Source organism: Flavobacterium sp. NLM, assembly GCF_002210235.1.
Taxonomy (GTDB): Bacteria; Bacteroidota; Bacteroidia; order Flavobacteriales; family Flavobacteriaceae; genus Flavobacterium; species Flavobacterium panici.
On record NZ_LIAC01000025.1, the window covers coordinates 61,618 to 87,631 of the forward strand.

21 protein-coding genes are annotated in these 26,014 nt (G+C 33.7%); 12 read left to right on the top strand and 9 right to left on the bottom strand.

The features are described 5' to 3' along the window. Positions 1–40 precede the first annotated feature (40 nt). Entirely contained in the window at positions 41–937 is an 897-nt protein-coding gene (xerD, locus tag APR43_RS23120; protein WP_053472795.1) for a site-specific tyrosine recombinase XerD, read from the top strand. Between the two features lie 143 nt (positions 938–1,080). Continuing rightward, the gene (locus APR43_RS23125; RefSeq protein WP_053472794.1) at positions 1,081–2,601 is read left to right on the top strand and encodes a PAS domain-containing protein; all 1,521 of its coding nucleotides are present in this window, start codon (positions 1,081–1,083) and stop codon (positions 2,599–2,601) included. A 58-nt stretch (positions 2,602–2,659) separates the two neighbouring features. On the opposite strand, the gene rny is transcribed toward APR43_RS23125, so the two are convergent. From rny to APR43_RS23140, 3 genes are all read right to left on the bottom strand, one after another. Further along, on the bottom strand, positions 2,660–4,222 hold the full coding sequence (gene rny / locus APR43_RS23130; RefSeq protein WP_053472793.1) for a ribonuclease Y: 1,563 nt from the start codon (positions 4,220–4,222) through the stop codon (positions 2,660–2,662). A gap of 208 nt (positions 4,223–4,430) precedes the next feature. Then, positions 4,431–4,724, bottom strand: coding sequence for a cell division protein ZapA (locus tag APR43_RS23135; protein ID WP_012022231.1), 294 nt, complete (start codon positions 4,722–4,724; stop codon positions 4,431–4,433). A 4-nt stretch (positions 4,725–4,728) separates the two neighbouring features. After that, positions 4,729–5,019 (bottom strand): hypothetical protein, encoded by a 291-nt coding sequence (locus APR43_RS23140; RefSeq protein WP_053472792.1) that lies wholly within the window; start codon positions 5,017–5,019, stop codon positions 4,729–4,731. A gap of 179 nt (positions 5,020–5,198) precedes the next feature. Here APR43_RS23140 and APR43_RS23145 point away from each other — a divergent pair, with 179 nt between their 5' ends. From APR43_RS23145 to APR43_RS23160, 4 genes are read left to right on the top strand one after another with little or no spacing between them, the layout of a single operon-like run. Then, a complete protein-coding gene (locus tag APR43_RS23145) occupies positions 5,199–6,881 on the top strand; it encodes a M23 family metallopeptidase (protein WP_053472791.1) in 1,683 nt (560 codons plus the stop codon). An 11-nt stretch (positions 6,882–6,892) separates the two neighbouring features. Continuing rightward, positions 6,893–9,358: a carboxypeptidase-like regulatory domain-containing protein gene (locus APR43_RS23150; RefSeq protein WP_053472790.1), complete on the top strand. Its 2,466-nt coding sequence runs from the start codon at positions 6,893–6,895 to the stop codon at positions 9,356–9,358. Further along, on the top strand, positions 9,355–10,026 hold the full coding sequence (locus APR43_RS23155) for a hypothetical protein (RefSeq protein WP_053472789.1): 672 nt from the start codon (positions 9,355–9,357) through the stop codon (positions 10,024–10,026). Before APR43_RS23150 ends, APR43_RS23155 begins: the two co-directional genes overlap by 4 nt. Positions 10,027–10,055: 29 nt before the next feature. Beyond that, on the top strand, positions 10,056–10,775 hold the full coding sequence (locus APR43_RS23160; RefSeq protein ID WP_053472788.1) for a hypothetical protein: 720 nt from the start codon (positions 10,056–10,058) through the stop codon (positions 10,773–10,775). A 192-nt stretch (positions 10,776–10,967) separates the two neighbouring features. Here APR43_RS23160 and APR43_RS23165 read toward each other — a convergent pair whose 3' ends face one another. From APR43_RS23165 to APR43_RS23185, 5 genes are all read right to left on the bottom strand, one after another. After that, on the bottom strand, positions 10,968–11,669 hold the full coding sequence (locus APR43_RS23165; RefSeq protein ID WP_053472787.1) for a DUF2971 domain-containing protein: 702 nt from the start codon (positions 11,667–11,669) through the stop codon (positions 10,968–10,970). 331 nt (positions 11,670–12,000) lie between these two features. Continuing rightward, entirely contained in the window at positions 12,001–13,830 is a 1,830-nt protein-coding gene (locus APR43_RS23170; protein WP_053472786.1) for an ABC transporter ATP-binding protein, read from the bottom strand. A gap of 277 nt (positions 13,831–14,107) precedes the next feature. Next, on the bottom strand, positions 14,108–15,835 hold the full coding sequence (locus APR43_RS23175; RefSeq protein WP_053472785.1) for a phospho-sugar mutase: 1,728 nt from the start codon (positions 15,833–15,835) through the stop codon (positions 14,108–14,110). An 85-nt stretch (positions 15,836–15,920) separates the two neighbouring features. Further along, positions 15,921–16,877, bottom strand: a complete 957-nt coding sequence (locus APR43_RS23180) for a glycosyltransferase family 2 protein (protein ID WP_053472784.1) — start codon at positions 16,875–16,877, stop codon at positions 15,921–15,923. 9 nt (positions 16,878–16,886) lie between these two features. Beyond that, positions 16,887–17,414 carry a DUF4199 domain-containing protein gene (locus tag APR43_RS23185; RefSeq protein ID WP_053472783.1) on the bottom strand — a complete coding sequence of 176 codons (528 nt, stop codon included), beginning with the start codon at positions 17,412–17,414 and terminating at the stop codon, positions 16,887–16,889. Positions 17,415–17,664: 250 nt separating this feature from the next. On the opposite strand from APR43_RS23185, the gene APR43_RS23190 reads away from it, so the two are divergent. After that, complete coding sequence (locus tag APR43_RS23190; protein WP_008464817.1) at positions 17,665–17,919, top strand: type B 50S ribosomal protein L31; 255 nt, start codon at positions 17,665–17,667, stop codon at positions 17,917–17,919. Positions 17,920–17,926: 7 nt separating this feature from the next. On the opposite strand, the gene APR43_RS24340 is transcribed toward APR43_RS23190, so the two are convergent. Then, positions 17,927–18,217, bottom strand: a complete 291-nt coding sequence (locus APR43_RS24340) for a hypothetical protein (protein WP_123924559.1) — start codon at positions 18,215–18,217, stop codon at positions 17,927–17,929. Positions 18,218–18,423: 206 nt separating this feature from the next. Here APR43_RS24340 and APR43_RS23195 point away from each other — a divergent pair, with 206 nt between their 5' ends. The 5 genes from APR43_RS23195 to APR43_RS23215 all read left to right on the top strand — a co-directional run bounded on the left by APR43_RS23195 (position 18,424) and on the right by APR43_RS23215 (position 26,008). Continuing rightward, positions 18,424–19,599: a GlmU family protein gene (locus APR43_RS23195; RefSeq protein ID WP_053472782.1), complete on the top strand. Its 1,176-nt coding sequence runs from the start codon at positions 18,424–18,426 to the stop codon at positions 19,597–19,599. Between the two features lie 607 nt (positions 19,600–20,206). Further along, positions 20,207–21,841, top strand: coding sequence for an ABC-F family ATP-binding cassette domain-containing protein (locus APR43_RS23200; RefSeq protein WP_053472781.1), 1,635 nt, complete (start codon positions 20,207–20,209; stop codon positions 21,839–21,841). A 197-nt stretch (positions 21,842–22,038) separates the two neighbouring features. Beyond that, entirely contained in the window at positions 22,039–23,193 is a 1,155-nt protein-coding gene (locus APR43_RS23205; RefSeq protein ID WP_053472837.1) for a porin, read from the top strand. Positions 23,194–23,219: 26 nt separating this feature from the next. Next, positions 23,220–24,653, top strand: coding sequence for an anion permease (locus tag APR43_RS23210; protein WP_053472780.1), 1,434 nt, complete (start codon positions 23,220–23,222; stop codon positions 24,651–24,653). Between the two features lie 260 nt (positions 24,654–24,913). Beyond that, on the top strand, positions 24,914–26,008 hold the full coding sequence (locus APR43_RS23215) for a porin (protein WP_240514987.1): 1,095 nt from the start codon (positions 24,914–24,916) through the stop codon (positions 26,006–26,008). Positions 26,009–26,014 lie beyond the last annotated feature (6 nt).

Sequence of the window (26,014 nt, forward strand, 5' to 3'; positions counted from 1 at the left end):
GAAGGTTTTTTTATGCCCAAAAATGTTTTACTTTGTAAATATGAAATGGAACAATTATATAAAAGACTATCAATCGTATCTGCGAATAGAAAGAGGTTTGTCTAAAAATACAATTGAAAACTACAGCTTTGATATTGAGCGATTATGTCTTTTTTTAGAAACCAATCAAATTGATGTTTCGCCTATAAAAATTACAGATGAAACCATTCAGCAGTTTATATATTCGGTTTCAAAAGAAGTAAATCCGCGTTCGCAGGCGAGGATTATTTCTGGTTTGAAAAGTTTTTTTAATTATTTGGTTTTTGAAGATTATAGAAATGATAGTCCGCTAGAATTAATTGAAAGCCCAAAAACCGGACGAAAACTTCCCGATACATTATCCATAAAAGATATTGATGCACTTATCGCAGCCATTGATTTAAGCAGTAATGAAGGAGAACGAAATCGTGCCATTTTGGAAACATTGTATGGTTGCGGACTTCGGGTTTCGGAATTGGTTTCGCTCAAAATATCAGATTTATTTTTTGATGAAGGTTTTATAAAAATTACCGGAAAAGGAAATAAAGAACGTTTTGTGCCCATTGGAAAATTAACTAAAAAATACATCGAAATCTATCAGGACGAGATTAGGGTACATCTCAATATTAAAAAAGGCTGTGAAGATACTTTGTTTTTAAATCGCAGAGGAAACCAGTTAACGCGTGCCATGATTTTTACGATTATAAAAGATTTGGCGGTAAAAATCGGTTTAAATAAAAATATAAGCCCGCATACTTTACGTCATTCCTTTGCAACGCATTTACTGGAAAATGGCGCCGACTTAAGATCTATTCAATTAATGCTGGGACATGAATCTATTACAACAACAGAAATTTATGTACATCTGGACAGAAGTTTCCTGACAGAAGTAATGCATTCGTATCATCCGCGGAAGTAATTTTTTGGGAAGTGTCTGGTTTTTTTACGCCAAAAGTTATAACTTGGTATCACATTTGTATTCAAAGGGAAGTAAATTAAAAGGATTTTGAGGATTTTTTTAACTCAGATCCAGTAAGATATTATTTACTTAAATAGCGACATATGATTTTTGATTTGTACAGTAATGAAGACTGCATGGAAGTAAATAATTTTTACAGAAAATTATTTGCCGAAATGCCAGATTTGCTTTTTCAATTTGTTATAGATACTCATAATCATTATACTTTTCCTCTAGTCAGTAAATCAGTTGATGAAATTTTTGAACTTTCCTTCAAAGAATTTACAGACGATATTAAACACATTATTTACGAACGCGTTTTTGAACAGGACAGAGAAAAATTTTTTCAGTCCCTTGTAAAAGCACGTAAAGAAATTGTGCCTTGGGAATTAGAATTCAGGTCTGTTTTACCCAAAAAAGGACTGCGCTGGTTTAGGGTTTCTGCAAAAACAGAATTATCTTCTGATGGAAAAGTTAGTTTTTTTGGACATATTTCTGATATTACCGATTTAAAAGACAAAGAAGAAAAACTCCGTATTTCTGAAGAACGTTTCCAGTTTGCACTTGATGCATCAACAGTGGGAATCTGGGATTGGGATATGGTTACGAATAATGTTTTTTATTCTTCACTCTCCTTAAAAATCTTAGAATTAGAATCGGCAGATATTTTTGACGACCCGGAACGCTGGGATAAAATTGTGCATCCTGACGATCTTCCAAAATATTATTCAGACATTAAAGAACATTTTGATAATAAGATTCCGTATTATGAAAATTACCATCGTGTAATGACGTCAAGCGGTAATTATAAATGGATTCTGGATAGAGGTAAAGTCATAAAACGGGATGAAAACGGTAAACCATTACGCGTTATTGGAACGCACACAGACATTTCTCTTCAAAAGGAAAAAGAACTGGAGCTTTTAAAAACAATGAAATTGTACAGCGACCAAAATAGTCGGTTGTTAAACTTTTCGCATATTGTTTCGCATAATTTAAATACACAGGCAGGAAACATAAAATCGATTTTAGATTTTATTGATGAAGATGGAGATAAAGCAACTGTTGGTGAAATGCTGGAACATCTTCGTACGGTTTCAAATGATTTAAATGAAACGATTTCTAACTTAACGCAAATTGTAAAAACACAGAGCAATATTAATATTGCTGTTGAACCTTTGAAACTTTGTGAATATATCGAGAAAACTGTTGCGACTATAAAAGGATATGATAAACAAAAGAAAGTTACGATTGTAAATAATGTTCCGCAATATTTGACCATTAATTTTAATCCGGCTTATCTTGAAAGTGTTTTGCTCAATTTCACTACAAATGCTATAAAATATGCACATCCGGATCGGGACCCGCTTATTGTATTTGATTTTGGAATCGAGCCAGAAGGTTATAAATCTTTGAAAATTACAGATAACGGCTTAGGAATCGATTTAAAAGTCTATGGCGAATTATTATTCGGGATGTATAAAACGTTTCATAAACATGAAGAAGCACGTGGAATAGGTTTGTATATAACCAGAAATCAAATAGAAGCGATGAAAGGAACCGTTTCTGTAGAAAGTGAAGTTGGAGTAGGAACGAGCTTTAAAATCGTTTTTAACGATCTCTAAATAATAAAAAAGGCTGTCATTTGACAGCCTTTTTTTATTATATATAATTAAAAGAGAATTATTTAGCAATGTTAACCGCTCTTGTTTCTCTAATTACAGTAACTTTTACCTGACCCGGATAAGTCATTTCTGTTTGAATTTTTTGTGAAATCTCAAAAGATAGATTTGCAGCATTATCATCAGAAACCTTTTCGCTTTCTACAATAACACGTAATTCTCTACCAGCCTGAATTGCATAAGCATTTTTTACACCGCTAAATCCGTAAGCAACATCTTCAAGATCTTTCAAACGTTGAATGTAAGAGTCTAAAACCTGACGTCTTGCACCTGGTCTTGCGCCAGAAATAGCATCACAAACCTGAACGATTGGTGATAATAATGATTTCATTTCTATCTCGTCGTGGTGCGCTCCAATAGCATTGCAAACTTCTTCTTTCTCACCGTATTTCTCGGCCCACTGCATACCTAATAATGCGTGTGGTAAATCACTTTCTGTATCTGGAACTTTACCAATATCGTGAAGCAAACCTGCTCTTTTTGCCAGTTTTACATTCAAGCCTAATTCAGCTGCCATGATACCACAAAGTTTAGAAACTTCTCTAGAGTGTTGTAATAAGTTTTGTCCGTAAGAAGAACGGTATTTCATTCTACCCACAACTTTAATCAATTCCGGGTGTAAACCGTGAATTCCTAAGTCGATTACAGTACGTTTACCAACCTCGATAATTTCGTCATCGATTTGTTTAGCCGTTTTTGCAACAACCTCTTCAATTCTTGCAGGGTGAATACGTCCGTCAGTCACTAATTTGTGTAAAGACAAACGGGCAATTTCTCTACGAACCGGGTCAAAACAAGAAAGGATAATAGCTTCCGGTGTATCATCAACAATAATTTCAACTCCAGTTGCAGCTTCAAGAGCTCTAATGTTACGACCTTCACGGCCAATAATTCTTCCTTTTACATCATCAGATTCAATGTTGAATACAGAAACGCAGTTCTCAACTGCTTCTTCCGTTCCAACTCTTTGAATAGTGTTGATGATGATTTTTTTAGCTTCTTGCTGAGCTGTAAGTTTAGCTTCTTCAATGGTTTCCTGAATGTGAGACATAGCTTTGCTTTTAGCTTCGGCTTTTAAACCTTCCACTAATTGCTCTTTTGCTTCTTCTGCAGAAAGTCCTGAAATAACTTCAAGCTGCTGCAATTGACTTTTGTGTAATTTGTCAACTTCAGCTTGTTTTTTATCTAAAACTTCAATTTTGTTATTGTATTCTTCTGTTTTAGCTTCAAAATCGTCGTTTACTTTTTTAGCTTTAGAAAGCTCGTTAGAAATCTGAGATTCTTTATCACGTACGCGTTTTTCTACTTCGGCTACTTTTTTATCGCGTGCCAGAATAACTTGTTCGTGTTCCGATTTTAATTCGATAAAACGTTCTTTTGCCTGAAGGATTTTATCTTTTTTTATGTTTTCAGCTTCTAAATTAGCATCTTTTAAAATGGAAGCTGCTTCTTTTTTAGCATTTTTGATTAGGTTTGAAATATTGCTTTTCTCGATGATTTTAGCTATTGCAAAACCTGCCGCAATACCTACAATACCTGAAATAATGATCGTTATGATGTCCATGTTTGTTAGGGTTTATATATAAAAAAAGCCTACATTAATTGCTTGTATAAACTCGTAAAGACAAGTTTTGAGCTAACTCACTGTTCAAGTTTCCCGGTCAAAGCTGGGCATACTATAGTAGCGACGATTTGCTCATTCTAAATTGTTAGTGTTGAGTTTACCAATTGTGAACTAATGTAGGCAGTATCTTAGTTTATGTAAAGAACGTTTAATTTTCGAGATATTGATCTAAAAGCGAATTTAATCTTTTAATTCGTTCAATGGTTTCTTCGCCATCGATTGCGTTATCAATTTGTTTTTGTTCCACCTGCGATGCAAATTGCAATGCGCACATGGCTAATACATCTTGTTTATCGCGAACTGCGTAACTTTCTTCGAATTGCTTGATCATAGCATCAATTTTTTTTGAGGCGCTTCTAAGGCCTTCTTCCTGAGCGGGTTCAACCGTTAATGGGTAAACGCGGTCGGCAATTGATATTTTAATTCTAAGCTTTCCGTCCATGTTTCTAATCTGATAATTGCGCTATACAGTAATCAATTTCGCGAATTAATGAATTTATTTTAAGCTTTGTCTCTCTCTTGTTATTGTCGCTGCCAAGCAACGAATTGGCTATCTTAAGTGTTTCATATTGCTTTTTCAAAGCTTCCATTTCTTCAGATTGTTTCTGGATAATTTGCACCGCTTTGTCTAATTCTAATCGTAATTCCTGATTATTTTTTTCCAGGCCTTTTGATTTTTCAAAAAGCTTCTCGACTTTATATTCAAGAGTATCAATTATTTCGGCAATTACACTCATTATAAATCCTATTCATTACTTAATCATACAAAGTTAGTATTCCTTTTTATTAATGCAATTTTTTCTCGATTTTTTTGCATTAAAAATAGACAAATAAATGAATTTCAATCAATTGTGTTTTTGTGAGATTTTCTTCGGTTTTTACCTGTTAATTTTTTATCTTAGCAAAAATGTTACCCATGAAATTTTCAATATTAGCTCTTTTCTTTTGCCCTTTTCTATTCGCTCAGACACAATATCCTAAAGATTATTTTCGTCCGCCGCTGGATATCCCTATGCAGCTTTCGGGGAATTTTGGTGAGTTAAGACCCAATCATTTTCATGCTGGTTTTGACTTAAAAACGAATCAAAGAGAAGGATTAAACGTGTATGCGATTGCTGACGGTTATGTGTCAAGGATTAAAATTTCGACTTTTGGAAACGGAAAATGTATTTACATTACGCATCCAAATGGATATACTTCTGTATACGGACATTTGCAGACAACCCTTGGGCCAATTCAGGACTATGTGAAAAAAACGCACTATAAAGAAAAGGCTTATGAAATTGAAATGTTACTAAAACCAGATGAACTTCCGGTTACAAAAGGACAATTAATCGCGCTTTCGGGAAATACCGGATCTTCAGAAGGGCCGCATCTTCATTTTGAAATTCGTGATACCAAAACTGAGTTTGTCATCAACCCAATTTTCTTTGGCTTTGACCAAAATATTAAAGATACCAAGAAGCCAACATTGTCGAGTTTATACGTTTATCCGTTAGATAATGCAACAGTTAACCAGTCAAAACAGCCGTTACTTGTAAACATGACGCTTCAAAAAGACGGAACTTATCTTGCTTCGAAAGTAAAAACAAACGGAAAAATTGGTTTTGGAATTAATGCCTCAGATACTGATGATGTTTCTTTTAATAAAAATGGGGTTTTTAATGTTTCAACATTCTTAAACGGAAACCAGAATTATAATTATCAATTCAATACCTATTCTTTTGATGAAATGCGTTATATCAACGCTTTTATCGATTATCCGCGATATAAAAAGACGAGCCAGCGCGTGCAGAAACTTTTCATGAAAACGCCGTTTGCATTAAGTATTATCAAAACAGATTCACTGAGAGGAATAATTTCGGCAGTGCCAAATCTGACTTCTAATTATAGAATTGAAGTTTCAGATTATTTCGGAAATCAAAATTCAATAACAGTTCCAATTGAATATGATTTGGAAACACCGCTTGTTCCAGCAGAACCAGTAACTTCAAAATATTTTGTTCGTTACAACAAAGATTCCAATTTTGAGAAAGATAATATGTCTGTTTTCTTTCCTGCCGGAACTTTTTACGAAGATTTTAATTTAAATTTTGATGTAAAAAACAACAAAATTTATATTCATGATGATACCGTTCCGGTGCATTCTAATTTTACAATTACGATAAAAGATACCGTTTATCCGGAATCTTTAAAGGATAAACTTTATATAGGAAAAGGTACAAGCTATAACGGAACTCTTAGAAAAGGCGACATTTTCACGGCCAAAGCAAAAATATTAGGAACATATGGTTTGGTTCTCGATACCATTGCTCCGGTTATAAAAATCACAAAACCTGTTGAAGGAAAATGGATCAGCGATCAGAAAAAAATTGAGTTTACAATTGGTGATTCTCTATCTGGAATAAAGTCGTACAATGGATATTTAAACGGAAGCTGGGTTTTATTTGAATATGAAAATAAAAACAGAAAAATTACACATACTTTTGATGATCAATATTTGACAGAAGGAGAAAACTTTTTAAAAATGGAAGTAGTTGATAATGTAGGAAATTCTACTATCTTTGAAACTCATTTTTTTAGAAGTCAACAAAAATAAAACCCAAATCTTTGAATAAAAACAGGTTAATATTCGCTTTGCTTTTCTTGTGCATTACTTGTATCTCATTTGCTCAAAATGCTCATGTAAAAGGTATTATTTTAGATAATGAAAATCATCCTGTTTCGAATGTCAATATAACTTCGGGTAAAAACAATACACAATCTGATGCAAATGGTTTTTTTGAAATTGATGTAATTTCGAATAAAAAGGCCTCCATTGTTTTTACACACATCTCGTTAAAAATGATCAGCCTTACGGTTACTTTAAAACCAAATGAAGTTTTTGTTTTTAATCCTGTAATGAATAATTCTCAAGAACAAATGGGAGAAGTTTTTGTTTCTTCCCGAAATAAAAAACGAGTTCAGGGAATTACAACTATAGAAACTGCCACTATAAAAAAGATTCCGGGAGCAAATGCCGGTATCGAAAATATTCTAAAAACACTTCCCGGTGTGAATTCAAATAATGAACTAAGCACACAATATGCCGTTAGAGGCGGAAATTATGACGAAAATTTAGTTTATGTAAATGAAGTCGAAGTTTACCGTCCGTTTTTAATTCGTTCAGGTCAGCAAGAGGGACTGAGTTTTACCAATACAGATTTGGTTCAAAACGTAGATTTCTCAGCCGGAGGATTTCAGGCAAAATTTGGAGATAAATTATCATCCGTTTTAGATATTACGTATAGAAAACCAACTCAGTTTGGAGCTTCGTTTGAAGCAAGTTTTTTAGGAGGAAGCGCTTCTGTAGATTTAGTTTCGAAAAATAAAAAATGGTCAGCCGTGACCGGAGTTCGTTATCGTAATAATAGTTTGTTGGTAAACAGCCAAGATACGCAGACGAATTATACTCCAACTTTTGCTGATATTCAAACCAATATAAATTATGATATTTCTGAAAAATGGCAGATTAGCTTTTTAGGAAATATTTCGCAGAATAAATATTTGTATCAGCCTTTAACCCGCGAAACCAAATTTGGAACCATCGATCAGCCAATGGCTTTGGCGGTTTATTATGAAGGTCAGGAAAAAGATCAGTACGATACTTATTTTGGAGCTTTTAAAACAACTTATAAAGTTTCGCCTTCGCTGACTTTAAAGTTTATCGGTTCGTTGTTTCATACTACAGAAAAAGAACATTTTGATATTTTAGCGCAATATCGTTTAGGAAATGTGAATGCCGAAAATCCAACAGATGCATCCTCAATTGATTTTACGCGTGGAATTGGTTCGCAATTAAATCACGCCCGAAATGATTTAGATGCGTTAATTGCCAATATGGAAATTAAAGGTTCTAAAGAATGGCAGGAAAGTCAGCTTGAATTTGGATTGAAATATACACGAGAATCTATTCGTGACAGAGTTGTAGAGTGGGAAATGATCGATTCTGCAGGATTTTCTATCAATCCGCCGTTGGTGATTCTGCCAGAAAACAATCAGCCATATTCGCCTTATACAGGTCCGCTTTTGCCTTATCAGGATATTCGCGCTGTAAATTTTAATACAATCAATAGATTTTCCGGTTATGCACAATGGAACAAACAGTCAGAATTGGGTACAAGCCAGATTTGGTATCATATTGGAGCACGTTTTCAAAGCTGGAATGTTACTGGAGCCATAGAAGAAGGAAAAAATCAGTTTGTAGTAAGTCCGCGTGCGCAGTTTGCTATAAAACCGGATTGGGATCGTGATATGGTTTTCAGGATTTCAGGAGGATTATACCATCAACCGCCATTTTATAGAGAACTTCGTGATTTGGACGGAGTTGTAAATCCAAATGTAAAAGCGCAGGAAGCAGTTCATGTTGTGTTAGGAAATGATTATAATTTTAAAATGTGGAATCGCCCTTTTAAATGGGTAACGGAACTTTATTATAAATCCCTTTCGGATGTAAATGTGTATTCAATTGATAATGTCCGTATTCGATATGTGGCCAATAACAATGCTAAAGCTTATGCACAAGGTTTAGATTTTAGATTAAACGGAGAATTTGTACCGGGAACAGAATCTTGGGTGAGTTTTGGATATTTAAAAACAGAAGAAAACTACGAAAACAAAGGTTATATCGCTCGTCCGACAGATCAGCGTTTAAAGTTTGCGATGTTGTTTCAGGATTATATGCCGAATATTCCAAGTGTAAAAGTTTATCTTAATGTAGTTTACAATACTGGTTTACCAGGCGGCGCGCCAGCATATTCAGACCCTTATTTATATCAAAACAGATTAAATGATTATAGAAGGGCTGATATTGGTTTTGCTAAAGTTTTTGTAGACAGCAGCACGCAGAGTTCGAAAACAAGCTGGTTAAAAAACTTCAAAGAATTAGCTGTTGGATTGGAAATTTTCAATCTTTTCAATAATCAAAATGCTATTACAAATACCTGGGTTCGCGATGTGTATTCTAAAAACCAGTACGCGATTCCAAATTATATGACTTCAAGGGTTTTTAATATAAAACTGAATGCGAGACTATGATCGCAAAACGTGAAAAAAGAAAGAAGATTTTTTACGTTCCGGGAATGATTTCTTTGGTTTTAATTCCTTTGTTTTGTTTTTATCATTTTTATAAAGTCGATGCCTTTAAGGTTTATGGAGCAATAGATTTATCATTGCCAAATAAAGGAGATTTTGAAAAGTATAAAGTCGAGACTCTAAGGAAATATAAAGTTTATAAGTTTAGTGGTAATGAATTTGAGGATAAGAAGAAGCTTAATGAAATGAGGTTTTATCTTAGAAAATTAAGAAAAGAGAAAGATACTATAAACGGAATTAAATTGCAGTATAATTCAAAAACAAATTACGATACTTTTATTAGAACTCTTGATATTTTGACAATAGAAAAAGCTCCGACCTGGGGAATATTTGATGATGATATATATGTAATTGCCAATAGTAATACACCAAAAAAGACCAAAAAGGATACTATTGAATATCATAGAATGAATTGTGGTACAGGAGAATTAATGAGGCAGCAGGCGTATTGGGAACAGAAAAACAGAAAAGAAGAAGAAGCACGTGCTTTTCAGGTTACTTTTTTTGCTCAGAAATGGCAGTTAATCTTCTGTGGCTATTTCGGACTTATTCTTCTTAACATCTTTACACTAGTAAAATTCAATAAAAACCAAAATTACAATCAAAAATAGTATATTTGATAATTGAATATAATTTGTCGATGAAAAAGTACTTTAAATATATAGCCTTAGCAATTGTTGGAACATTAATTAGCTGTCGTGAAGAAGTTAAAAAGCCAAAAGTAAGTTACGATGTGTCAAATAAAGTAAGTGTTACAAAAACAGATTCGACTCAGATTGAAGTTGCTGATCTGCCTATTCAAATGGAAGGAACAGATTATCTGATTCATCCGGTTGGGGATTTAAGGGTTTTTGAAAGAGGCTCAAAAGCACGTTATGGATCTTCAAGCGTAAACGATGTAAGTTTTACAATCTCTAACTTAGGCGAATATGAGATTACAGGATATTTACAAAACCTGAAATTTCAAAAAACAGATTCAGATTCGATTCATGCTTTATCAGATAAACCTGTTTTAATTTTAACAGCAACGTATTTAAAAACCGTTGCAGATAAAACTAAAAATAAAGTTATGGTGTATACACTAACAGATTCTGATACCAACAAAGACGGAAAAATTGATACCAGTGATATTAAAACTTTATATTTAAGTGATATCAGCGGAGAAAACTTTACAAAAGTCTCAGCAGATCTTCAGGAATTAGTTGACTGGAATTTAATTGAATCTAAAAACCGTTTGTATTTTAGAACTATTGAAGATACCAACCAAAACGGTCAATTTGATAAAAACGATGTTTTACACTATAATTATATCGACTTAGCTTCTAAAAAATGGGAAGTGAAGAGCTACAAGCCCATCTAAAGGGTTTAGCCACAGATTACACAGATTAAAGTGATTTTTTTTCGCCACTAATTACACAAATTTCCACAAATTAAATTGAATTAAAATTCGTGGAAATTTGTGTAATTAGTGGCGGACTTTTTTAATTCTTTTCATCTGTGTAATCTGTGGCAAAAAAACTTAGAATCTTAGCATCTCAGAACCTTAGAGCCTTTATATCAATATATCGCTTTCTAAGTCAGATTTTTCGATTTCAAAACCAAATTCGAGACGTTCAACCAATTCGATTACCAGTTTTTTATACCAGTTCTCAGATTTCGGGTGAATGTATATTTTTTCAATCAATTGATTGATGTCAACATTGATTTTTATTCCGTCATTTAGTTTGATGCCGCTTTTTGAAGTATCGGTAAGAATACGAACTTCACGCTCGTATTGAAAACTTTTTCTTTTGAATAAAAAAGGGAAGAACAAATCCTCAAACGGAATATATTCTTTTTTATAATCGATATAGTTTACTTCGCCAATATACTGATCAAAATTATTCTCAGGCTTTAAAGCTTTTTGCAATCTGCCAATTGTAGACTGAATTGCTAAACCTTCGCTGTTTTGAGTAAATATCTGCCACATGGCAAACGATTCATATTCGTTAATATGCCAGCTGCTTACGGCAACCTGTTCGCGATGCGTTTTATAATAATTTAAAAAGTCGGGATTATCAACGGCGAGCTTTTTAATTTCTTCATAAGTCGGTTCGCTAAAAGTACCCTCATATTGATCTTCAAATTTATCAGACCGCGACATGAAAAGTTTTTTAGAAAGCAATAAATCAAGAAATTTAGATAAGTCAAGATATTTCCAAACAATAGTATCAGGATCTTCTGGTAGTTTGATGTTGGGATTGTTAAGATACATTTTCCATAAGAATTAAATGATTTTAACCCGTTGGGTGTAATTATTTTTAACACATAGAAACATAGAATTATTGAACATAAGAAAGGCGTTTCACTTGCATTAACAACACATAGCTATGTGTGAGAAACAAGTTTCTTTTTGATTTACTTTTTTTAAAACATAAAATCTATGTCTCTATGTGTTTAATTATTATTTTTTATGGACTACGCCCAACGGTTTGATTTTAATCTTTACTACCTAAAGTTATAAAATAAAACACAGATTAAAGAAATTAAACTGAGTTTTAATATTTCCTTAATCTGTGTAGATTATTTGGTTATGATTGTATGTCTTACGATTCAAAAGACTGCATAGTAACCAGTTTATTATAAGTTCCGTTAAGTGCGATTAATTGGTCATGAGTTCCCTGTTCAACGATTTTTCCTTTTTGCATAACCACAATAACATCTGCTTTTTGAATAGTCGAAAGTCGGTGAGCGATCACAATCGAAGTTCTGTTCTGCATCATGTTTTCAAGCGCAACCTGAACAAATTTTTCGCTTTCGGTATCTAATGCCGATGTTGCTTCATCCAGAATCATAATCGGTGGATTTTTCAATACCGCTCTCGCAATAGATAAACGTTGTTTTTGCCCGCCTGAAAGTTTATTTCCACTGTCGCCAATGTTGGTATAAATTCCTAAAGGCAATTCTTTTACAAACTCATATGCATTGGCAATTTTAAGCGCATCGATAATTTCATCATCTGTAGCGTCTAATTTTCCTAATGCAATATTTGCTTTGATTGTATCATTAAATAAAATACTGTCCTGTGTAACCAATCCCATTAAACTGCGAAGCGAATGCAGGTTCATATCTTTTATATTAATCCCATCAATAGAAATTGAACCTTCGTTTACGTCATAAAAACGGGTCAATAAATTCGCAATAGTACTTTTTCCACTTCCGGATTGTCCAACTAGAGCAACAGTTTGTCCTTTATTAATATTAAGAGAAAAATCTTTTAAGACATTTTCATCTTCATATTTAAAGTTGATATTTTGAACACTGATATTGCTTTCAAAAGTTGTTTTTTCGATTGCGTTTTCTTTTGAAACAATTGTGTTTTCCTGATCTAAAATTTCCAATACACGTTCTGCGGCAGCATTTCCTCTTTTTACACCATATGAAGCTTTAGAAATGGCTTTTGCCGGAGTCAGAATGTTATAGGCCAATCCCATGTAAGCAATAAATGAAGCACCTTCTAAAGTTTTATCAATTAAAACCATTTGTCCTCCGTACCAAAGTAATATAGCAATAACCGTTATTCCCATAAATTCACTGGCAGGCGAAGCCAGGTTTTGACGGTTTCCAATGCTGTTTGATAAATTGAAAAAACGCTCTGTAGAATTTTTGAAAACATTATTAAAATAATTTTCGGCATTATATCCTTTTACCACTTTTAATCCGCCAATAGTTTCCTCAATAGTAGATAAGAAAGTACCTTGTTCTTCCTGAGCTTTTGTAGATTGTTTTTTAAGCTGTTTACCAATTAAAGAAATAATGTAACCTGAAACCGGAATAAATATAAAAACGAACAACGTTAGCTTAGCGCTTATAATCAGCATTGCTATTATCGTAAATATAATTGTCAAAGGTTCCTTAACAATAAGCTCTAAAATTGCTAAAAAAGAGGTTTGTACTTCATTTACATCGCCGGCAATTCGGGAAATAACATCTCCTTTTCTTTTTTCAGAATAAAATGCCAAAGGCAGCTCCAGTGTTTTTTTGTATAATGCATTTCGCATATCTCTTAAAACCCCATTTCTTAAAAAGTTAATAAAAAACATAGCCAGATAATCTGCTAAATTTTTTAATAAGAAGATCGAGATAATTATTCCAACCATTACCGAAAGTATAAAACCCGGATTGTTTGGATCGTTATTTTTTGTGATATAATAGTTTAGATAACTTTCTCCATATTCTTTTATATGTGTGATTCCTTCATAAACAGGCATGGTTGTAAGTTTCTTGCTTTTACCAAATAAAACCTGCAGCATTGGAATCAACGCCATAAATGAAAGTGTGCTGAAAAGAGCATACAAAACATTGAAAAAGATGTTTAAGAACGCATATTTTTTATACGGATATATAAAAGGAACTATTTTTTTGAAATTACTCATTTATTTTGAATATTATTTTTTCTGCTGTGGTATTGCTCTTTCGAGTTTTAGCAATATTTTTTTTTGGTTATAATTAATTTGTTGGGGGAATTTTTACTGCACAAAATTAATCCAATTGATTTGTTTTCAATTTTTTTTTAGTTTTTTTTATTAAAAAACTCTGATTTACATTTGTTCTAAATGTAAATCAGAGTTCTAAATATCAAAATTTAATTAGCTGCGCAGAGATTTCCTGCGCAGCTATAATAGGTATTTAAAGAGCTTATCACTCGTTTTTTTATTTCAATTGCATGTCTGCAATGATATTCTGTATTTTTCCGTCTAAGAAACTTTCTGCAGCATCAAAATCCAAAACTGATTCTAATTCAGCATTAACACTGATGTAGAATTTAATTTTAGGTTCAGTCCCACTTGGTCTTGCACAAATTTTAGATCCATCTTCTGTATAATAAATCAATACATTCGATTTTGGAATATCCATTGTAGACACTTCATTTGTCAATAAATTCAATGCTGTTGATGATTGGTAATCTTCCACCATAATTACACGCTGACCGTTGATTTCTTTTAAAGGATTTTCACGTAAATCAATCATCATCTGGTTAATTTCCTGTAAACCTTCCATTCCTTTTTTAGTCAGTGAAACTAAAAATTCTTTGTAGAAACCATTCTCAACATAAAGTTGTAAAAGTTCTTTATAAACAGAGCTTCCGGCAGCTTTTGCTTGGGCAGCAACTTCGCATATTAATAAAGTAGCAGCAACGGCATCTTTATCTCTAACTGCGTCGCCAACCATAAAACCAAAACTTTCCTCGCCACCGCCAATAAACTGAAGTTCAGGAAAATCTTTGATCATTTTAGCGATCCATTTAAATCCTGTTAAGCCAACTTTGCATTCAACACCGTAGCTTGTAGCAAGTTCCATCATCATTGGAGTTGACACAATAGTTGAACCTACAAATTGTTTTCCGTTAATTTTTCCGGCCTTTTTCCATTGTTTTAAAAGGAAAGAAGTCATCAAAATCATGGTTTGATTTCCGTTAAGCAAAATCATTTTACCGTCGTTGTTTCTAACCGCAACACCTAAACGGTCGCAATCAGGATCTGTACCCACAACGATATCAGAATTTGTTTTATCTGCCAGGGCCAAAGCCATTGTTAAAGCTTCAGGTTCTTCTGGGTTCGGAGATTTTACAGTTGGAAAATCCCCGTCCGGAACCGCTTGCTCTGGTACAATGTGAACATTTTTATAACCAGCCTGCGATAAAACATCTGGAATAGATTTTATAGAAGTTCCGTGCAATGAAGTAAAAACAATATGCAGATTGTCTTTGGCTTCAGCCGCAGTATTAAAACTTGCGTTCTCTATAGATGATTTTATAAACGCTTTATCGATATCAGTATCAATATATTGAATCAGGCTTTCGTTTGCGTTGAATTTAATTTTATCGTAGTCTAAATTTTCGATTACGTTAATAATTTCGCCATCTTGCGGAGGAACAATTTGTCCGCCATCTTCCCAGTATACTTTATAACCATTATACTCTGGCGGGTTATGCGAAGCCGTAAGAACAATTCCGCATTGACATCCCAGATATTTAAGTGCAAAAGACAATTCCGGAGTAGGTCTTAAATCTGAGAATAAATAAACCTGAATTCCGTTTGCCGAGAAAACATCAGCAACAACTTTTGCCAAAGTGTTACTGTTATGTCGACAGTCGTAAGCAATAACGACCTTTAAAGGCTGATTTGGAAAAACTTTATGTAAATAGTCAGATAAACCCTGAGTATTTTTTCCAAGTGTATATTTATTAATTCTATTGTTTCCTACGCCCATAACGCCGCGCATACCGCCGGTTCCAAATTCAAGGTTTTTATAAAAACTTTCCTCAAGTTCCTTTGGCGAAGTTGTCATTAATTCTTTTACAGCGGCTTGCGTTTCCTGATCAAAAGTTGGTGTTAGCCATTCATTTACAGCGTTTAAAATATTAGGTGCTATGTTCATGTAAATTTTCTTTTATGTTTTAAATAAAGATAGTTTTTCTTGAAAAGTTAATTTGACTCAAAAAGATTTTTTTTCCCGATTTGTGTCAAAAATTCACTTCTCGTGCTACTTTATATCTTGCTTCGTTGCTTTTAGTTCTCAAAATGATTTCACCTAAAAATCCAGCTAAGAAAAGCTGAGTTCCCAGAATCATTGTTGTTAATGCTATGTAAAACCACGGATTATTAGTTACCAGGCTGTATTTTACTCCGCTATACATATGGTATAGTTTTGAAACTCCAATATATCCGGCAGATAAAAATCCGATAATAAACATAATTGAACCCATTGCGCCAAACAAGTGCATAGGTCTTTTTCCGAATCTTGATAAAAACCAAATCGTAATTAAATCAAGGAACCCGTTAATAAAGCGTTCCATTCCAAATTTGGTTTCGCCGTATTTACGAGCCTGGTGAATCACTACTTTTTCTCCAATTTTACCAAAACCGGCATTTTTTGCCAAAACAGGAATGTATCGGTGCATTTCTCCTGAAACTTCGATGTTTTTTACAACGGCATTTTTATAAGCTTTTAACCCACAGTTAAAATCGTTTAACTCCACTCCAGAAGTTTTTCTGGCAGCCCAGTTAAATAATTTTGAAGGTAAATTTTTAGCCACAACAGAGTCGTAGCGTTTCTTTTTCCATCCCGAAACCAAATCGAATCGCTCTTTGGTAATCATTTCATATAATTCTGGAATCTCATCCGGACTGTCCTGTAAATCGGCATCCATAGTAATGATAACATCACCTTTTGCTTTTGCAAAACCAGCATGCAAAGCCTGCGATTTTCCAAAATTCTTCATGAAACGAATTCCTTTTACATTTGGATTTTCGTTAGAAAAACTTTCAATAATATTCCAAGAATCATCCGTACTTCCATCATCTACAAAAATGATTTCATAAGAGTAATTATTAGACTGCATCACTTTAATAATCCATGAGTAGAGTTCTTGAAGCGATTCCTCCTCGTTTAGAAGTGGTATAAGTATAGATAGATTCATTTATAATTTTTATTCTTGTGTAGATTTGCTTTTAAAAAATGCTGCTAAAATTAATCCTAAAATTGAGTAGCCAACAATACTAAAAACCAATGCTTTTAATTGTTCCGTTGTTGAGAAAGGACTGTTTTCTTTCATTTTAGCCAAAGCTTCGTTTATGGCAGAAGCCGGAGTTCCAAATTTTTGTAACGTCTCCGCCATATATTTAATAAGTAATTGGTTTACTGTTTCTTTTGCTTCCGGATCAATTACATTAAATAATATGACGCTAAAAAGAGTAGAAATTGCAAGAGCAGTTATTGTAGCTATAAAAAATGTGGTAAAGGCATCTTTAAAAGAGAAAAAACCAATCTCTTTTTTTGTTTTTGTAAGTAATAAAATACCAACTACTAAATAAATAACAAATGACAGACCGCCAATCCAGCCAGAAACAAATAATTTTAGATCAATAGCATATATACTTGCCGTAATTAACGCCAGAATAACACCTAAGGCAATTCCGTATGTAACTCCATTCTTTTTTATAACTTCATTAATCATATTTCTATATGTTTTAAAATTAATCCACAAATATAGCAATTCCCAATATAATCGAGGAGAAAAAAAGCTTTTTGAATTTAACTAAAAAAAAGTACGCTAACTATTTGTTTATTAAAAAAGAATTGTAAATTTGCAAACTCAAAATTAATTAAAATTTTAAACAAAAAAGAGCATTGTTTGTTTACACCTTTTTCTAACCATGAAAAAGCTTCAAAATGAAAATGTTCTAAACAATAAATAAAAAGTAAAGATGAAAAAAGGAATTCACCCAGAAAATTACAGATTAGTTGCATTTAAAGACATGTCAAATGACGAAGTTTTTATCACTAAATCTACTGCAGATACAAAAGAAACAATTGAAGTTGACGGAGTTGAGTATCCAGTTGTAAAAATGGAGATTTCTAGAACATCTCACCCTTTTTATACTGGTAAATCTAAACTTATCGATACTGCAGGACGTATTGATAAATTCAAAACTAAATATGCAAAACACGCTAAAAAATAATAGCTGTTTAAATTATATAAGAAGCCTTCCAATTTGGAAGGCTTTTTTTATGGGTATTTTTTGTTAGCCACGATTCGACCAAAGTGAATATTGCCTGTGGTTTCAACCACAGGGTGCGGAGGGATAAGGATTGTAAAAATATTGCGTTCCAGCGGTTGAAACCGCTGGCTATGTTTTTCATATTGTTGAGATTGTTTATCCCAAATGGAGAAGATTTGGCTAAAGCCGTCGCAATGATGATTAAGTCACCAACATCTAAAGATGTTGGCAATTGTTTATTCAGGAAACATTTTTTCAATTGCCTTCAGATTTATCTGAAGGTTATAAAATCAAAATGTATCAGGCTTTAGCCAAATAACTGTAATCTAAATCAATTAAAATTAAGAGAATATAAAAATTCGTGAATTCGTGGCTATCAGAAAAAACATATATTAATGAAACACATAAATATTTGTAACTTTGGCCTCGGTAACCAAACAAATTTTAACACATTAAATTAATTTTATGAATTACATTCTTTTTGACGGTCCCGTCCGGAATGCTCTCTTACCTTTTACTTTTACCAGACCCGTGGCTGATATTTTAATCGGAATTATGACGATTCGCCAAAAGTGGGAAACTCGTTTAGGATCGACTATAACAACAATTACAGAAGATTACCTTTCTACTAAATTCCCAATGGTAGAAATGGAAGAAAACGTAATGATAAATGCTGCGTATTTGCCAAATGATACGCTTGCTGAATTAGTTTCTGACTTAAAACCCAATCAGGCGATTTTTAAAGGAGAAGATGTAATTGCTTTTTTTACAACAGAAAATCAGGAAGAAGTTGATTTTGATTCGTATGAAATCATTCAATATAATGATGAATGTTTGACAGTAGAGCACACTTGGGATATTTTCTCAAAAAATGACGCTGCCATTCGTGCCGACTTTGCTTATTTGACTGAAGACAGAAAATCACAGCCAATTCCTAAAAGTGTAAATACAATTGCACCTGAAAATATTTTTATTGAAGAAGGAGCAAAATTAGAGTTTGTAACCCTAAATGCATCAAACGGGCCTATATATATAGGTAAGAACACCGAGATCATGGAAGGAACCGTTATTCGCGGACCTTTTGCCTTGTGCGAAAATGCACAGGTAAAACTAAATGCAAAAGTTTACGGAGCAACAACCGTTGGTCCCGGATCGAGAATAGGAGGAGAAGTTAAAAATTCTGTCCTGTTTGCTAATTCAAATAAAGGGCATGACGGATTTCTTGGAGATTCTGTTTTAGGGGAATGGTGTAATATAGGTGCTGATAGTAATAATTCAAACCTAAAAAATAACTACGAGGAAGTAAAATTGTGGAGTTACGAAACGGAAGGTTTTGCTAAAACAGGACTTCAGTTTTGCGGTTTAATGATGGGAGATCACAGTAAATGCGGAATCAACACGATGTTTAATACCGGAACTGTTGTTGGAGTAAGTGCCAATATTTTTGGATCTGGTTTTCCTAGAAATTTTGTTCCGAGTTTCTCTTGGGGTGGTGCAGCAGGTTTTACAACGTATATTACCAAAAAAGCTTTCGAAACTGCAAAATTGGTAATGAGCAGAAGAAACATAGAATTTGACGAAACCGAAGCTTCGATCCTAGAACACATTTTTGAAGAAACCAAAAAATGGAGAAAAGATTAATTTAATTAGATAATTAGTCAATTTGATAATGAGATAATTTTGTAACCCGATAGGTTTTAAAACCTGTCGGGTTATATTTTTCACATATTAACCAAACAAAAGCCCAGCCAAACAATAAGAGCCAAAGGCTCTCGTATAAGTTCCGAAGGAACGAATTATATTGTAGGGCTGGACTTCAGTCCAGTTTAGAGCAGAAATTTGACGAAACAGAGAAAATTTTTGCAGCCCGATAGGGATTTTAAAAAAAATCTGGGGGTTTTATTTTTTTTTCTTTACATATTAAACTGGACTAAAGTCCAGCCCTACAATATAATTCGTTCCTTCGGAACTTAAAGAGCCTTCGGCTCGATCTATATTGTAGAGCTGGACTTTAGTCCAGTTGAAAAAATAATTCGTGAAAATTCGTGTAATTGCTTCGCCTGTTCGCTGTCGCTCGGGTCGTGGCAAAAAAAAGAAAATTCTCTAATCACCACATTCCCAAAATTATCTAATTATCAAATTGCACATTTTCTAATTGCCTAATTATCTAATTAATCTATCTTTGCAGCACGAAAAAAATGGGTAGTCAGATAAACGATTAACCGATAAAACAAATTCACAGAAGATAATGATTACAGTTAACGATATTTCGGTTCAGTTTGGTGGAACTACACTTTTTAGCGATGTCTCTTTTGCTATCAATGAAAATGATAAAATTGCCCTTATGGGTAAAAATGGTGCGGGAAAATCGACACTTTTAAAAATTATTGCAGGACAAAGCAAACCTTCTACCGGAAGTATTTCTACGCCAAAAGATGCCGTTGTAGCATATCTGCCTCAGCATTTATTGACAAAAGACGGTTCGACTGTAATGGAAGAAGCATCAAAAGCTTTTGGTGAAATTTTTAAAATGAAAGCCGAAATTGACGAAATCAACGAGCAGTTAACCGTTCGTACCGATTACGAAAGTGACGAATACATGAAATTGATCGAAAGAGTTTCGGACTTAAGCGAGAAATATTATGCAATTGAAGAAGTAAATTACGAAGCCGAAGTTGAGAAAATCTTAGTAGGTTTAGGTTTCGAGCGCGAAGATTTTACAAGACAGACTTCTGAATTTTCAGGAGGATGGAGAATGCGTATCGAACTGGCAAAAATCTTATTGCAAAAACCAGACTTGATTTTACTGGATGAGCCAACCAACCACATGGATATTGAAAGTATTCAATGGTTAGAAGAGTTTTTAGTGAATTCAGCAAAAGCAGTTGTAGTAATTTCACACGATAGAGCGTTTGTAGATAATATTACAAACCGTACGATCGAAGTAACAATGGGAAGAATTTACGATTACAAAGCAAAATATTCTCATTATTTAGAATTAAGAAAAGACCGTCGTATTCACCAGCAGAAAGCCTACGACGAACAGCAAAAAATGATTGCTGATAACAGAGCCTTTATCGACCGTTTTAAAGGAACATTCTCAAAAACAGATGCCGTTCAATCTCGTGTAAAAATGCTGGAGAAACTAGAAATTGTTCAGGTAGACGAAGTAGATACATCAGCATTACGCTTAAAATTCCCGCCGGCAGCACGTTCTGGACAATATCCGGTTATTGTAAAAGAAATGGCAAAATCATATGGAGATCATGTGGTTTTTAAAGATGCTAATATCGTAATCGAACGCGGACAGAAAGTAGCTTTTGTTGGAAAAAACGGAGAAGGAAAATCGACCATGATCAAAGCGATTATGAAAGAAATTGGCGTTGACTCAGGAAGCGTTGAAATTGGACATAATGCACAAATTGGATATTTTGCACAAAACCAGGCTTCATTATTAGATGAAAATGCAACCATTTTTGAAACAATCGATGCCATTGCAGTTGGAGATATCCGTACACAGATCAAAAATATTCTGGGAGCATTTATGTTTCAGGGCGATGATATTACCAAAAAAGTAAAAGTACTTTCAGGAGGAGAAAAAACACGTTTGGCAATGATCAAATTATTGTTAGAACCCGTTAACTTATTAATTCTGGATGAGCCTTCAAATCACCTGGACATGAAAACAAAAGACATTATTAAAGATGCTTTACGTGATTTTGACGGAACATTAATTTTAGTTTCACACGACCGTGATTTCCTTGACGGACTAGCAACTAAAGTATTCGAATTTGGAAACAAACGAGTAAAAGAACACTTTGAAGATGTTGCAGGATTCCTTGCCCACAAAAAAATGGACTCAATGAGAGAGATCGAGAAATAAGTTAAAATTTACGATATACAAAGAGCACAAGCTAACCCTTGTGCTTTTTTTATGCAGTAAATAGTTAAAAATCCTAAAGGTTTATAATAATTTGAAACCTGATTTTAATCAGGTTTTAAGTTGATCTATAAAATTAAATTTATTGTATGAATAAACTTATAAAGTTTGTTTCGTTACAAAATTTTAATTTTTTTATTATGAATCAATTCAATCAATATTTAGGCTTTAAGGCCTTTATTTTACTACTATTATTTCCGTTTTTATCAAATGGGCAGACTTCAGAATCAAATTCGCAGGGAGAAATTAAATATCCGCAATTTAAATTTCAGGGACTTTTTCAGGCACGCTATTTAAGCGGATTTACTGACGGAATTGATGCGACAACAGGACTTCATCATTCAGATAGAAAAGCGGTTGAAAATACATTTGACATAAAAAGAATGCGTTTGGGAGTTACAACCAAACTTGGTGAACGCTTTGATGTTGTGGTTCTGGCTAATTTAGCAGACTTTAAATCAGATCCGAAAGGAAAAGTTTTGGAAAATGCATTTGCCAGATACACTTTTAATAAAAATATTGGTTTTTTAGTTGGTCAGTTTAGGCCGGCATTTGGAATTGAGGAATTAAATCCTGCTGATATCCTTAAATCATTTGATTACTCTAATCAATACACTGAATTTGGAAATAACGGCTGGACAAGTTTTCAAATAGGGGCGTCTATGTTTGGGAGTTTTGATTTAGGAAAACTTCCTGTTACTTATGCAGTTTCTACAGTTAATGGAAACGGAAAAGATCAGGTTTCTGATAAAGATAATGGTAAACAATACTCTTCGCGCCTGGGTTTTGAATTAGACAAAAAACACAATGTAAATTTAGGGCTCAACGGCGGAATTGGTGAAGTATATAATAATAAAGTTTTTGCAGTTGGATTAGATCTTACTGCCGACTTTAAATTAGCAGATAAATTAATACTTCAAACACAATTAGAGGCAAAACAAGGGATTAATCACTACTTATATTATTCTTTAGCTGCTGATTCAAGAACGGCCAATCTCAATGAATATCAAATGCGGGGTGCTTACTTTTTGCCAAACTTGAGATATGAAATTAAATATCAAAAATTGACTGCAATAGAATTTTCATGCCGATACGAATATTTTGACAGGAATTTCAAATTAGATTCAAACGCAAGGCAGACTTATACGCCAATGGCAGGTTTGGAATTTGGAAAGGGCTATACAGGACGTATTGAAATGGGAATGCAGCTGGATACTTACAAACACAATATCGCTAATACTACAGCATATGATAACAACTTGTTTATCATACAGTTTCAAGGCAGATTTTTTTAAAAGCCTAAAAATTAAATAACAGCATTATGAAAGAAATAAATATAAAAAACTCACTTATTACACTTGTCATAGGTTTGATCATTTGGTTTGTTCCTGCTCCAAAAGGACTTTCGCCAGAAGCCTGGCACTTGTTTGCGATTTTTATCTCAACGATTATTGGAATTATTTTAAAAGCAGCGCCAATGGGTACAATGTGCATGATTGCAGTAGCAGTTACCGCTTTTACCCGGGTTTTAGCACCAGAAAGTGCCGGAGATTCTATTACACTTGCCTTGGGAGGTTTTGGAAATAAAGTGATTTGGCTTATCGGAATCTCATTTTTTATTGCCCGCGGTTTTATAAAAACGGGTTTAGGAAACAGAATTGCTTTTTTATTCATTAAAATATTTGGAAAAAGTTCCCTTGGATTAGCGTACGGTTTAGGGTTGGCAGATTTAGTTTTGGCACCCGTTGTACCAAGTAATACAGCCAGAGGCGGTGGAATAATTTATCCAATCATGAAAGCAATGTCTATGAACTTTGATTCAGACCCTGACAAACCGGAAACCCGCAGGAAATTAGGAGCTTTCTTAACCTTAAGCAGTTACAATGTTAATTTAATTGCTTCGTCAATGTTTTTAACAGGAACGGCCAGTAATCCAATGTGCCAAAAATTTGCCGAAAATTTAGGAATCCATATTTCGTGGACATCGTGGGCGATTGCAGGTTTAGTTCCGGGTTTGACAGCATTTTTTGTAATTCCATTTTTGCTTTACAAAATTTATCCGCCAGAACTAAAGAAAACAGGCGATGCCCCAAAAGTAGCAACCCAAAAACTTAAAGAAATGGGTGCTATTTCAAAAAACGAATGGTTAATGCTTCTAACATTTGTTATTTTATTATTTCTATGGATGACAGGTGACCTTTTTTCAATAGATGCAACCACAACAGCTTTTATAGGATTGATAGTTTTACTGCTGACTTCTGTTTTAACCTGGGAAGACGTAAAAGGAGAAAAAGGAGCATGGGATACAATTGTTTGGTTTGCAGTTTTAGTAATGATGGCAAGTTCGCTGGACAAACTAGGCTTTATTGGCTGGTTTAGTGAGATAGTAAAAAGCCATATGCTTGGTATGAGCTGGCAGATAGCATTTGTAATTATTATTGCCGTATATTTCTTTAGTCACTATATTTTTGCCAGCGCAACGGCTCACGTAGCGGCTATGTATGCAGCATTACTGGCTGTTGGGATTTCATTAGGAGTTCCGGGATTGTTCCTGGCTTTTATGTTAGGATTTGTAGGTTCATTATATGGAACACTAACACATTATGGTCACGGGCCGGCACCGGTTTATTTTGGAAGCGGGTATGTCGATTTAAAAAACTGGTGGATAAAAGGCCTTATTACAGGACTCGCTATGCTTATAATTTATTTGGTTATAGGCGGATTATGGTTGAATGTATTAGGATATATTAATTAAATAATACTAAAAATAGTTTACAAGGCGTAAGATTTTCTTACGCTTTTTTTATTTGTTAAAATTTATTATCAGTATTTTAATGCAATAATTTTTACAAGGGATTAATATTTTTCCTACTTTCGTAAGATATTTCCAGTTACATATTATTTTTGGCTGTTTTTAAAAACAGTAAGCGAAGTCTAATTTTTTATTTTTAGGAGCGTATGAACAAACCTTTACTAATAAGAATTGCTTTTGTCTTTTTTTTAATACCGCTTTTCATGAACGCACAAACTGCCGAAACCCAAAAGGCAGTTGATTCTGAAGATGGTGTTAAGTACCCCCAATTTCAATTTAAAGGACTTTTTCAGGCACGATACCTCGAAAGTTTTGGAGATAATGTAGACGTTATGGGCGTTCACCATTCTACAGGTGACGTTACCCAGAGTTCCTTTGATATTAAAAGAATGCGTGTTGGACTAAACACAAAATTAAGTGAAGCCACAGAAGTCGTAATTCTGGTAAACCTTGCCGATTTTAAATCAGATACAAAAGGTAAAGTTCTCGAAAATGCCTATGCAAAATATACCTTCAATAAATACATTGCCGTTTTAGGAGGGCAGTTTCGGCCGGCTTTTGGTATTGAAGAATTAGTTCCGGTTGATATTATAAAATCATTTGATTTCTCCAATCAATATTATGAATTTGGAAAAAATGGCTGGACAAGTTTTCAAATCGGAGCATCTGCAACCGGAAACTTTGATCTTGGCAAAATACCTGTAAACTATTCTGTTTCGGTTTTAAACGGAAACGGGAAAAATCAGGAAAAAGACAACGATAACGGAAAACAATATTCATCGAGATTAGTTTTCGAATTATCAAAAAAACATAAAATTAATCTCGGTTTAAACGGTGGTATCGGTAAATATTCTAAAGAAAAAGTATTTGCCTTTGGAGCAGATGTTACCAGCGATTTTAGGCTTACAGACCGTTTTACCTTTGATTTGCAAATAGAATACAAACGAGGAACAAATCACAACTTATATTTTTCTTTACCAGTTGATACCAGAACAGCTGATGTTGCCGATTATCAAATGCGAGGCATTTATTTCCTGCCCAATGTGCGATATCAAATCGATTATAAAAAATTAACCTCTTTAGAAGTATCCTGTCGTTATGAAAGATTTGACCCTAGTTTTAAAATAGATTCAAATGTAAGACAGACTTATACCCCTATGATAAGTCTTGAATTTGGAAAAAACTATACAGGACGTATAGAAATGGGATTTGAGATAGATCATTTTGACCGAAATATCCCGGATACATCGACCTATAATGACAATTTATTTTTGATTCAGTTTCAGTGCAGGCTGTAGTTTAAT